11 protein-coding genes are annotated in these 12,495 nt (G+C 35.2%); 10 read left to right on the top strand and 1 reads right to left on the bottom strand.

The genetic code is table 11. The features are described from left to right. Nucleotides 1–475: 475 nt before the first annotated feature. From BIZ38_RS19615 to BIZ38_RS19570, 10 genes are read left to right on the top strand one after another with little or no spacing between them, the layout of a single operon-like run. On the top strand, nt 476–865 hold the full coding sequence (locus BIZ38_RS19615; RefSeq protein ID WP_175080769.1) for a hypothetical protein: 390 nt from the start codon (nt 476–478) through the stop codon (nt 863–865). Nucleotides 866–919: 54 nt separating this feature from the next. Then, a complete protein-coding gene (locus tag BIZ38_RS19610) occupies nt 920–1,678 on the top strand; it encodes a hypothetical protein (protein ID WP_187491074.1) in 759 nt (252 codons plus the stop codon). Nucleotides 1,679–1,684: 6 nt separating this feature from the next. After that, the gene (locus BIZ38_RS19605) at nt 1,685–2,971 is read left to right on the top strand and encodes a CpaF family protein (RefSeq protein ID WP_187491073.1); all 1,287 of its coding nucleotides are present in this window, start codon (nt 1,685–1,687) and stop codon (nt 2,969–2,971) included. Continuing rightward, the gene (locus tag BIZ38_RS19600; protein ID WP_175083602.1) at nt 2,961–3,833 is read left to right on the top strand and encodes a type II secretion system F family protein; all 873 of its coding nucleotides are present in this window, start codon (nt 2,961–2,963) and stop codon (nt 3,831–3,833) included. Before BIZ38_RS19605 ends, BIZ38_RS19600 begins: the two co-directional genes overlap by 11 nt. Continuing rightward, nucleotides 3,830–4,648, top strand: coding sequence for a type II secretion system F family protein (locus BIZ38_RS19595; RefSeq protein WP_187491072.1), 819 nt, complete (start codon nt 3,830–3,832; stop codon nt 4,646–4,648). Before BIZ38_RS19600 ends, BIZ38_RS19595 begins: the two co-directional genes overlap by 4 nt. Nucleotides 4,649–4,657: 9 nt before the next feature. Then, entirely contained in the window at nt 4,658–5,821 is a 1,164-nt protein-coding gene (locus BIZ38_RS19590) for a hypothetical protein (RefSeq protein WP_187491071.1), read from the top strand. Further along, a complete protein-coding gene (locus tag BIZ38_RS21910) occupies nt 5,814–8,564 on the top strand; it encodes a response regulator (RefSeq protein ID WP_262387634.1) in 2,751 nt (916 codons plus the stop codon). The genes BIZ38_RS19590 and BIZ38_RS21910 overlap by 8 nt, the downstream gene beginning before the upstream one ends. Then, on the top strand, nt 8,557–9,345 hold the full coding sequence (locus BIZ38_RS19580) for an EAL domain-containing protein (RefSeq protein WP_222938089.1): 789 nt from the start codon (nt 8,557–8,559) through the stop codon (nt 9,343–9,345). The genes BIZ38_RS21910 and BIZ38_RS19580 overlap by 8 nt, the downstream gene beginning before the upstream one ends. Before the next feature lie 60 nt (nt 9,346–9,405). Continuing rightward, the gene (locus BIZ38_RS19575) at nt 9,406–9,738 is read left to right on the top strand and encodes a hypothetical protein (protein ID WP_175080763.1); all 333 of its coding nucleotides are present in this window, start codon (nt 9,406–9,408) and stop codon (nt 9,736–9,738) included. Next, nucleotides 9,738–11,132 carry a sigma-54-dependent transcriptional regulator gene (locus BIZ38_RS19570; protein ID WP_262387633.1) on the top strand — a complete coding sequence of 465 codons (1,395 nt, stop codon included), beginning with the start codon at nt 9,738–9,740 and terminating at the stop codon, nt 11,130–11,132. The genes BIZ38_RS19575 and BIZ38_RS19570 overlap by 1 nt, the downstream gene beginning before the upstream one ends. Nucleotides 11,133–11,301: 169 nt before the next feature. Here the strand turns inward: BIZ38_RS19570 and BIZ38_RS19565 are convergent, their stop codons facing one another. Continuing rightward, nucleotides 11,302–12,399 carry an EAL and HDOD domain-containing protein gene (locus BIZ38_RS19565; protein WP_187491069.1) on the bottom strand — a complete coding sequence of 366 codons (1,098 nt, stop codon included), beginning with the start codon at nt 12,397–12,399 and terminating at the stop codon, nt 11,302–11,304. Between the last annotated feature and the right edge of the window lie 96 nt (nt 12,400–12,495).

Genomic DNA, 12,495 nt, shown 5'->3' with positions numbered 1-12,495 from the left:
GTTGGATTTTGGATCTGAGAAAAAAGAAGCAGCCTAGCCGTTAAGCTAGACTGTAGAAGCCCAGTGATCAGAGCGAAGCGATGTCGCAGGGTAGTTCACCATGTGGCCTTTTTGATTGAATAATACACAAGCTAGTGTTATCAAAATTTCCGAGAAACACATTGAACGACGCGAAGCGGCATCGATGACTAGTCCACATATGATCATTGTTTTGGCCTTTTCAAATTGGAGTAATTCTCATACTTCCATATCAAAACCCTTAGATAAGACCCTCAAATAATAATATAAAAATTTGTACTTGAGTTATATACAGTTACCAGCCTGATTTTCATTTTTGATTTGCATTTTGCAAATCACTTTAGAATTTCAATATCAAGATAAAGTTAACATATTGTATTTTAAGGCTTTATTTTTTGGCATGCTTCTGGCTTTAGTTAAAGTGAGCAAAAGCTCTTCAATTCTAAAGGTGATCAAAATGAAAAAATCATTAAACAATCTAAACGGTAAAAAACAAAAAGGTTTTGTATTAACTTCAGAGCTAATCATCCTATCAACATCAATGGTTGCTGCTTTAGTTATTGGGCTCTCTACTTTAAGAGACTCTGTAACAAGTGAGCTAGAGGATGTAGCTGAAGCAATCGGAGCTCTTGACCAAAGTTACGCATTCGATGGACTTATCAATGCTGAAGGAACTGCAGAAGTATCTGGTTCAGCATTTATCGATTCAGTTGATGTATACGCAGGTGATGAATCGTCATTTACCTTTGTTGCCTCTGACTTTAGTGAAAGTGCAGCACTTATTAGTGCGACTCCAAGTGGTGACGCTGCAACTCGAACTGCTGCGGGTGGCTCTCTTGGTAATTAAACCTATATAGTCACTGCCACAAAGGGTGGCAGTGAGTTTCTTTGGAGGTGCATCATGAAAACAAAGCATAAAGGAGCTACAACAGCTGCCATGACTTTACTATTAACTTCAGGCATGCTCGCTTCAGCCATAGGTGTTAGACAAGTAAATTCAGAAGATCAAATCTCAGCTTGGACAACGAATAAGAATTTATCTGCTGGTCAAGTTATTACGGTCCATGATGTTACACAAATTCAATTAGATAAAAGCAAATTTCCAAATTTATCTTTATCTATACAAAACCCTCGATCACTAATTGGCAAAAAATTAGCTGTAAATAAAAACCAGCAGCAGTTAATTTTTGATGCTGACTTAGTGAGAGCAACTAGAAAAAACTTATCAGAAGCAATCCCTGCTGGTCGAGTTCTTTACACTCTTAAACTACCAAGTTTAGATATTCCTTTATCTCGAATTCATAAAGGAGATAGGCTTGATATCGTAGCTAAAACTCAAGGAGTGGTTAGAACTGTAGCAGCAGATGTCCAATTAATTGGTGTATCTAAATCACCAACTAGTCCGGCTTCAAAAAACCCTCTTGATACAGCTTCAAGTTCGTCAAGCAGTGCTAGCAACACTTCTCTTGTATTAGCTGTCTTACCAAAAGATGTATATTCGCTTGCTGGAATCAGCTTCGAAGATAATGTTTCAGTGATTGTGCATAGCGCTTATGACATAGAGCAAGGCCGTATTCAAAAGTTTGAAAGGTTACAAAGGAATAGAAAAATTGAAGTTGTCAAAGGAACTAAAAATGAAGCTGTTTTAGTTTCTAAGTGAGCTACTATGTTTAACTTCAAAATTAATAATGATAATGCCCCTGAAAGCCCAAGTCTATTAGACGTTAAAGGGTTGCTTCATGACAAAGTAATCGAAGAGTTAGAAGAGAACTTTACAAACTTTAATGAGCTTGACTTAGCAATAGCAGTTAGAGCAATTTCACAAGAGATTGAGTTTTTCGATGGGTTAGATTTATCTGACCTTCAAATATCACAAATCATCAGTGCTGTAGCGGATGATTTATCAGGATACGGGCCTATTGCCCCATACATGATTGATGAAAATATTAGTGACATATTAATAAACGATTTCAATGATATATGGGTTGACAAACAAGGGCGTTTAGTTAAAACCCCAAGCAGCTTTGATAACTCTAAGCATCTCCTTAGATTTATCGAAAGAGCATTAAACCAGTGTGGTAAACAAACTAACACTTTGTCTCCAGTGGTAGATGGAAAGCTTCCTGATGGTAGTCGTTTAAACGTTATTATTCCCCCTGCTTGTACAACGACTGCCATCGTTTCTATTCGTAAATTTAGTCATAAAACCATAACAAAAAGCTATTTAATACAAAGCGGCCTTATTGATTCCAATTGGCTTGAATTTCTAGAGTGTGCTGTTGAAGCTGGTGCAAATATAGTTGTAAGCGGGAATGCTGGTGCAGGTAAAACGTCATTTCTCAATGTACTGTCGAGCGCTATAAGTGAGAACGAGAGAGTTGTAACTATTGAAGAAAGTTCGGAATTAAAGTTACATCATAATCATGTTGTTCAGCTAGAGGCACATAGTGCAAATAGTGATGATAAGGGTAGCATAAGTTTAAGTGAATTGGTGAAGGCTGCTCTAAGAATGAGGGCTGATAGAGTCATAATCGGTGAGGTACGCTCTAGTGAAGTGATTGATATGCTACAGGCAATGAGCTGTGGTCATCAAGGATCTATGACAACAGTACATGCTAATAGTGCTTATGATGCAATTAGTCGAATCTCAACATTGACACAGCTACATAACCAGCAATTTAGCTCAGATCACATCGACGCTCTAATCGGTTCATGTCTTCAGTTAATTATACATCTAATTAGAGACTCTGATGGTAAAAGGAAACTTAAAAGTATTGGTGAAGTTTACTATGAGGAAGGCACACTAAAATTCAGAACGCTTTACTCTGATACTGATAGATTTATTTTTGATAAAAGTGAATCTGCAATAATTAAATTTATGCGAATGCGTGGTATTGAGGAGTCTAGGCTCGAGGCATTATTCCAAAATATAGAGGGTAGCGATGATGATTGATTATTTTCTATCTATAGGAGCCTTCATTTTAGGTATCGCTGGTATTTTAATACTTTACTTGGTAAGAAAACCGGCAACACCAAGTAAACGTAATATTGAGGAAGATATTCTTTTTCAACAAGATACCCTTACTCAGTCTATAAAAGTTATTGGAATACCAAGTAGTAGGCTGTGGATAATATTTTTTACTGCTTTAATCAGCCTATTAGTATGGTTTGGATTGGATGCAATTTTCCCCGATGCAAGAACAAGTAAGTTAATTATTTCCTTAATTATTTTTGTGGGCATCAATATTTTGATTATTGACTTAGGGCAGTTTTTTCTTAACAGGTTCGAAACTCAATTCATTGAATACATAGAAACTATTCATACTTGCCTACAAACAGGTCTTTCACTGCAACAATCTTTAGAGTTCGCTCAAAACTACGCAGGAAAAAGTATAAAGAAGCAAACATATTCATTAATGCAAAAATTACAGCTAAGTGCTGATATTAATGGTGCATTGGCGCCACTGTTAAATAGGTACAGTTGTGAATCTGTTCGTCTTTTCTCTCAATGTGTGATTACACATTATGAGACGCACTGCGATCTCACAGACATGTTCAAGAGTGTCACACAGATCTTGTCTAGAAGAGCGAGAGATAAACAACAAATAAGAAGTAAGCTATCAGGAACAAAGTATGCTGCAGTGTTCAGTGGCATTCTCCCTTATATATTAGTCCCTTTATTTAACTACAAAGATCCTACGTGGTTTGATCCATTATTATCTCATCCTAACGGTGTGGTTTTTTTAACGGTAGCATTTTTATGTCAGCTTTTTGGCTTAATTTGGCTTAGAGTAAGTTTGAAGGTGAAAATATGATTGATTTAGCCCTTTTTCTATCGCTTTTCATTAGTATTGCTGCATTCATATACATTAACAAGCAATCACCTGAGGCTGAAGTTCCGAGCGGTAAACTTGCAAAGCCAAAGGTTTGGTATTTTGGCCTCATTTTGAGTTCAAAATATTTGCGCCAAGCAGGTATTCAGGTAACTAAATTGCTTATACCTATATTTTTGCTGAAGACTTCGTGCGCGATATTAGCATATGTTTTGATAATAATTGCAGAGCTGCAACCACCACTAATTCTTAAAATTACTACTATTATTAGTGGGTTTTTTGTACCTGAACTCATCTTTGTAGTTATCAGGTATCAAAGAAAACAGGCAATTGAAGGTAGTTTCGAGTTTTTTTTACAGGTATTTCTCGTATATTTAAAAGCAGGGTTTTCACTAGAGCAGGCTTTATCACATTCTATTTCTCACGGCCTGAGCAAGAAGAACCCTTTATTTAAAGAACTCAAGCTTTTTGTTTATGAAGTTTCTGCAGGTAAAGAAAAGCATGCCGCTTTTGAATTTTTGTATTATCGGACCGGAGTTAAAGAAGTTAAGAAACTTTCTAACTTACTTTTGGTTGGTTCTACCTTGGGAACACCATTGGTAAATTCAATAGAAAGTCTATTAGAAAGCTACGAATTAAAGAAGTCAGTACTACTTGCAAAAAGGATTAATAGGAAGTCACTTCACACTACTTTTCCTATTTTACTTATTTGCTTTCCAATGTTTTTGGTACTTGTGTTCTTTCCATCAGCGCTACAAGTAATGAATGTTTTAAGCTTGCTTGTTGATTCAATATAAGGAGGCGGTATGAGAAAGCAAAAAGGTTACATATTAACGATAGAGCTGATTCTTATCATTACTATTTTAGCAATTGGATCGATGGGTGGAATTGTTTTAGTAAGAGACGCTGTTATAAAACACAATGCAAAAAAGGTAGATAACGAAGTTGTCGTTATTGATAGCGGAAATAATAAGTTAGGTAAGGCAATTTCGTTTGACGAACATGAAGCACCATTAATCTTTTTTCATGATCGTAGTTCTGAAAAAACTTATCGAGCATTAATTGGAATTAGAGATGATAGATTTACTTCCAGGGAGGCTATTTATTATGACGCACCTAATTGCCAAGGAAATCCATGTATAAAGTCAATTAGTGATGAAGATTCCGATAGTTCGGGTATTAGTCAAATAGTTAGTACAGGAAATGTTAGTTATATTAATGCATTACAAAATGGCCCTAATTACGCTATAGGTCAAAGGGACGGCACATTTATAGGTAACTTATTCAAATCAACACCTCTTAGTTGCCCTGCAAAAGATGATGAAATTGTGTCCAGATATATGTCCCAAAAGGTTACCTCTGGCACACCTTGTGAAAGTTTTAAAATTAATAATGTACCAGCAGATAACAGCTGCTTGGTTGGTGTATCTAATACAAGTATTGATCTGTTTGGAGCCACGACAACGACAGAACTTCAAGCTCTATGTGACACATGCCCTGAGGGCTTTACATCTCAAGGCGATATTCTGCAGCTTTATTTACCAGAAATTGAATCTCTACTAGCTACAGCTCTAGATACGTTGAGTTTAATTGGGGTTAGTGCAAATTTAGACTTAGAAATTGGAACTATATGTTGTCCTACAGGAACTGTATTAGAAGAGGACGAGAATATAGTTGAAACACTTGTTTTCACGATTCTTAAAACAGCATTTAACTTGCTTGGCATAGATTTACTAAATAACGATTTGATAATTAATGCATTAGCTTTGATTGGTATTGAACCAGGGATAACAAACTGTAAGACACCACTTAATTTACAGCTAGCAGAGCCAGTTGTGAATCCTGTAACAAATAAGCCAGTTTTGGAGGCTGTGACGCCCCCATTTACGATTGTATTACCACAGACATCATCTGCTGGTGCACAATTCTGGTTTCCTACGGAGCCGAAAGGGGAGAGATCTAATGATTAATACAATTAATAATGTGGATATTTTCGATGATGGTTTGAATGGCCCCAATGGTGAGGTTGTTAATACGTTAAGCTTATTACAGCAGTTTTATGACTTTCCGGTAGTGAAATTCATTGATTATAAGGGCGAAAATAACCATGAGATTTTTCTATCTGTTAGTAAGGAAAAGGCTAAACATTCAATTGAGTTTTTGATGTCTATTTCTGACCAGGAGAAAGAGGTAATTTATGAAAATACTATTGATGAATTAAGATTCGAAAACGAGCGGGACACTTATCTTCTTTTTTACATCCAAATTCCTATTTTCGCACAAACGGGAGAGAGTATTGGATTATTAGTTTTAGGGGATACTGAATCTAGAGTTTTTAATGAGAACCATAGAGGACAATTAAATACGTTCATAAACCTGATTCAAACACAAATGCAATCATTTGAGTCTGTGGGAACTTTTAAAAAGAAAGAACGCGTCAGAAGTTCAAATAAAATATCAATTCTCAGTACCAAAACGGTTTCATTTTTCATTGCATTAGTAACTTCAATTGTTGTTGGCCTTTTCTTATTTAAATATCAGGCTAATGAGTTAATAAGCCAAAATAAATATCAAACACAAAAGCTTAAAATGACATTATTCGACGCAATCGAGCGGTTCGACTCTCAAGCTTCTAGCTTGATAAAGAAGGACCAATTGTTGGTTGGGTATATTTTAAGTGGGAAATCGGTTGATGTGAATGATTTAGAGAAAATTGTAACTACCGGTGAACAAGGCTCCTTAACATACAAAGGTTACGCTCTAATAAGCGAAGATAATTTAGTCGTGTGGAGTAGAACTAATTTTGACCTTGGAGCCTATAACCTTCGTGACTGGGCGGAGAATAAGTCAAGCGACTTTGAGATTATCACAATAGCTGACACCGCGTTTTTAGTTCATAAACTAGATGAAATCAAGGGAAACTTCTTTACGATTAGTGCTTTTGATTTGAACCAATTTTTTCAATCAGTTATATCAAAACTTAATACTCAAGATTACTCTATATACTTATCCACTAATGAGCTTTTTTTAAGTTTATATGGGGAGGCATCTCAACGTAACTTAAGTGGAGCAATAAGTGCTTCTACAAAGATCTTTCCGAGTGAGTGGAGGATATTCGTTAAACCTAATACACCTATTCTAGACGCTAGAGTAACAAATTCTTTCATTACACTTTATATCGTAATTAGTTTAATACTATTCTCAGTAGTTTACTATTTCTTACGTTTACCTCGAAGGTTACAAGAGGAGATACAACAGAAGAATCAAACCTTGTTGAAAAGAGAGGCATTTTATTCAAGTGCACTTGATTCATTACCTGACGCTTTTGCTATTTTTGATACTGATGATGAGCCGCTCATAACAAACAAAGCATACTCAACTATTTTTGATGGTATTAAGAATGCAGATAAATTAGCTTTCTATGAACTAATTCAGATAGGTGAAGAAAGTGGTTTGATCACTCATCACGAAGTTCATCATAAGCTAGAGGGAGATCACGACAGAATTATCGATTTGGGCTTTAGTTCAGGCCGATGGTTGACGGTACTACAAAGGGATATGGAAGATGGTAGTTATGTAAGCTATTTCCATGATGATTCAGAAGCACATAATAAAGAGCGTTTGCTTAAGGGTATTTTGGAGAAATCAAAGAGTAATGTGAGAGCTCAAAGAGAGTTTATAGCTAAGGTTGCTGCCAAACTTTCAAAACCTGTGTGTTATTTGAGAACCTTTGATGAGTTAGTGAATACCCAAGAAAAAAGGAATTTACTTGAATCTGTAACTTTACAACTAGATTGTACTTTGGGTTTGTTAGACGAATTTTTATCGGCTAAGGCTCAGAATAGAAAATTGAATACCAGTAAGTTTGAAGTGACTGAAACTATAAATAGTGTTGTGCAATCTATCCAAAATGAGACAGCGGGTAAGTTAGTTTATAATGAAAATACTGAAAAGAATGCTGTCTGGATATTCAGTGATCAGAGAATGTTCAAGCAATTAATAACGCATTTTCTCTCTCAAGTTCTTGAGGTTGCTAGACACACTGTCTCAGTCAAAGCTGAAACTAAGCATAATGATCAATTTACAGAACTACACTTAGAGTTCAAATACAAAAGTACAGATGAGTCAAAGTTTATAAAAGCTTTAAAGCAACTAGAATTAATTAAAAAATCAGATGAATCCCTAGAAGTTAATTTTTTTATCTCGCTATTCAAGATTCTTGGAGGGCAGGATGTCTTATTTAGTAGTCATGAAAATGAGAAATGTATTACTTTGGTTTGCAAAGTTGAGGATGAAGAAGGTGAAGTTTCAAGTAACTTAGCAGTAAATAAAACCTCTATTCTTTTGGTAGATGATGATCCTCTAGTCGATGTTGTTGTTAAGGCTGTACTTAAAGATCAAGATTTTGAAATTGATTATGCTAATAGCGCTATTGAAGCCCTGCTTTCACTTTCTCAAAAAAAATATGAAGTAATATTAATGGATATCGTTATGCCAGAGCTGTCAGGAGTTGAAGCGCTGCATAAGATAAAAAAACATAGTTGGTGTAATAACACTGCGTTTATAGCTCACACTGCTAGTGATAAAGAAAATTGTTATGAACATTACAAATCTTTAGGTTTTGATGATGTTTTGCTAAAACCAGTGAAAAAAGATGAGTTATTAAGGTCGATAGACAAAGTTTTATCTGCAAAAGGTGACAGCCATGATTGATATTAATGCACAACAAGATACTCAATTACCTTTGGATAGCCTAATTGAGTATGCCTTGAAAAGTAATAGCTTTTATATGAGCTACCAGCCGATTGTTTCAACTAGTAACAGTAAGTTAATAGGCTTTGAGGCATTAATCCGTAACCGTATAAACGATTCGAGGCTAAGACCTGATCACTTAATCCCTCACCTCGAAAGAACAGGGCAAATAATAGAACTTGGCTCATGGATACTTAAGCAGTGCTTGGTCGATTATAAGACGCTAGAGAGTTATGGTTTGAAAGACTTCACGATGTCAATTAACGTTTCGCCAATTCAAATAATAGATCACGATATTACAATAGAAATTAGCAATTTGATTAATGAACTAGGAATATCCCCTAAAAATATTAAATTAGAGTTAACTGAAACAGCACTAATAAGCGATTGTAATAAAATAGCTAAGTCATTTGAGCGCTTAAGAGAAATGGGCATAAAGGTTTGGCTAGATGATTTTGGAACTGGGTTCGCTTCTTTAAGTTTACTAAGACAATTCAAGGTTAATGGTATAAAAATTGATAAAAGTTTTATAAGCAATATAGCTACTGATAATGATGATTTCACGCTTTGTAGTGCTGTTATAGCAATGGCGCAGAGGTTGAATTTAGAATTAATAGCTGAGGGTGTAGAAACCCCACAACAGCTGCAAATATTAAATTGCCTAGGTTGTGACAATATCCAAGGCTATTTAATAGATAAACCATTGACATTACGTGATGTCATAAATAAATGGCGAAGTTAAATTTGCTTAACGATGAAAGAATTCTATACTTTTATTAGTACATAATTATGAGGTGCTGTTGTGATTAATACTACAAAAATAGAGCAGCTAAAGTGTGATGTGGGTACTGACATTTTTCTTGAATTAGCGTCTCACTTTGCTAATGAATTAGAGCAACAGCTCAAATCATTAAAATTAGTCTCAACTGAAAATAAAGATGGCCAAGATAGTATTCACGACACTCTGCATACTTTAAAGAATACAGCTAGCCTATATGGGGCAGACTCACTGGCAAATATGGCATCCCAATATTACGAAAAAGATGATGTAAATTCAGTAGAAGTCATAGAATTATGTATTGAAATATCTAACTCCAGAAGGGATTTTCTTAAGGCAATATCGCTAGGTGAATGATGTCAAAACCAATACTGTACATAGTAGAAGACAGCATTGCTGCAGGAGCAATGTATAAAGCTTATCTTGAAAAAAAAGGATATGAGGTATCTCATTTTGTAGATGGCTTCAGTGCAATGTCGGCTATCAAAAATAAGGTGCCGGATGTAATTATTCAAGATGTGTGTTTACCCGATGTTTCTGGTATTGACGTTCTTAAATTTGCTAAAAAAATAGATAAAAAAACTGAAGTTGTCGTAATTACCTCTAATAGTTCCATTGATGTTGCGGTTACAGCTATGCGTGAAGGGGCCTATGATTTTATTGAGAAACCATTTGAGAATGAGATACTTTTATCTGCTGTCCAAAGTGCACTAGAACAATCCATATCAAGTGGTACTCAAACAGTCAGCACAAACCTACCAGGAGCAAAGGTTAAATCAGATATTGACTTTATCGGTGATTCAATTTCGGTTCAAACAGTAAAGCGAATTCTTAATTCAGCAGCTCGTTCTAAGGCATCAGTGTTTGTGACTGGTGAGAGTGGTACTGGGAAAGAAGTGTGTGCTGAATATCTTCATGATTGCAGCAATAGGCATGATAAATCATTTGTTGCGATAAATTGTGCAGCTATCCCTGCCGACTTATTTGAATCAGAATTTTTTGGTCATGTTAAAGGTGCTTTTAGTGGTGCCATCTCAGACCGAAAAGGCGCTGTTGAAATGGCGAATGGTGGTACTCTTTTTTTAGACGAGCTTTGCGAGATGGCTTTGCCTCTCCAAGCTAAGCTTCTACGGTTCTTACAAACAGGTTTATATTCAAGGGTAGGCTCTTCAGATGTTGTTAGTAGTGACGTAAGAGTTGTATGTGCGACGAATAGGAATCCTCAAAAGGAAGTAGCTGATGGTAGGTTCAGAGAAGATTTATATTATAGATTAAACGTTATACCTGTAAACTTACCTCCTCTTAGAGAAAGAGAGGAGGACATCATTATTCTTGCTCATTTTTTCCTCCAACAAAAGTGTAAATCAGCAAATAAGCTATTCAAGGGATTTAGTAAAAACACTGAAAAGGCATTTTTGTCATATGATTGGCCTGGTAATATCAGAGAGCTTCAGAATGTTATTGAAAATTGTGTCGTAATGAATGAAGGAGATACTGTAGAATTAGATATGCTCCCTCAATTTAAGAAAGAAGCATTAAAGAGTAATGTGAGTACTGCTAAAAAGTCTCTGTTGAGCGAAATTGAAGCTGAGCTTACAGATGAGATCATACCTTTGTGGCAAGTAGAAAAAGAAGCTATAGAGTCAGCAGTGCATATATGTAATGGAAATATACCACTTGCAGCTGTTAAATTAGGAATAAGTGCATCTACATTATATAGGAAAATTAAAAATTGGGAGGAGTTAGCTTAGTTTTGAAAACTTCTATACTCGATAAACCTTGCTTTTTGAACAATTATTAATTTACCAATTGTTGAGCGAAAGTCATGTGTAAATATCTTACCACAGAATCCGTTCTGAGTGACTTTCAGATTGAACCATTGTCAATTTTTATTCTCTCATATTATTAGATTCTGTATAACTATATTTCTTTTATGAGTTTATCCATTAATTCGTCAGCCCACTCAGCCCCTTGCCAGTAGGTTTGCATCAACAATTCGACATCTTTGGGGTTAAATTTATCAAGGTTAAAATCAAAGCGTTCTATAGCTTTTATGATAAGAAGTTTATTGCCGATAGAGTTTTCTTCACCTTTTAATGCGGCTTTTAACTCTTTATTTAAGTTAATCTTTTCAAGAAGTGTTTCTAAATCTGTACCTATTAGAGCATGGAGACCAGAAAATAACCCCAAATAAAAATAATCATCTTTATTTTTTATGGCTCTAATTTCCGCAAAGGCTTCTAGTGCTTTTGCTCTACTTAATAAAACCCTAAAAATTTCAAGAGGGCTTTCTGATTCACTAGCAAGTAGCAGTAATGACACCCATTGTTGCACAGCTTTAATACCCAGCATTACAATTGCTTCGCGTAAATTCTCAATTTTTCTTGAAAAAGAAAAGTAGGAACTATTAACTAGTAGTAGAATTTTGATAACTAATCTAGGATCACATGAGATTAGCGTGCTTATCTCATTTATTGTTATATCTTCCCTAAGAAGTTCCGTTATTAAATTTAAAGCTACCTGCTTACTAGGGCTCACTTCAACGCCTTTTACTATTTCAGGTTTGTCGAAGAAATATCCTTGGAAGAGATCAAAGCCAAGCTTTAAACATTCTTCGAACTCTTTTTCGGTTTCTACTTTTTCTGCAAGTAATATCAAGGAATAGGGTTGTAAAATTGGTAATGACTTCTTTATGTTTTCAAATGAAATTGCTGAGATGTCTATTTTCACAATATCTACATAGGGTAAGAACTTCAATCTATCAGGTTCGAATATAAAATCATCTAAAGCAAATTTGAAACCTCTCTGTTTAAGATTTCTTATTCTTGCTATAATTTGAGGGCTGGCAACAACATCTTCTAGAATTTCTAAGATAATATTATCAGAAAAGCTAGGGAAAAAGCTCGGTGATTCTATAAAAGAAGAATCGATATTAATAAAAGCAGGTAAATTATTTGTTTTTTCATTATTCTGTATTGCCGTAAACAAATTACTAAGAAGCTCACTTGTAGCTCCCATTGCATCATTGCTTTTGCTTACGTCGTAACGATTCCCTCTATACAAAAACTCGAAGCCATAGATTTCATAATTGGCATTAAGTATGGATTGCCTCGC

This window comes from Pseudoalteromonas sp. BZK2, from assembly GCF_014349195.1.
Classification (GTDB): Bacteria; Pseudomonadota; Gammaproteobacteria; order Enterobacterales; family Alteromonadaceae; genus Pseudoalteromonas; species Pseudoalteromonas simplex.
Note: the sequence above shows the minus strand (reverse complement) of the source record. Positions and strands in the feature narration are given on the sequence as shown.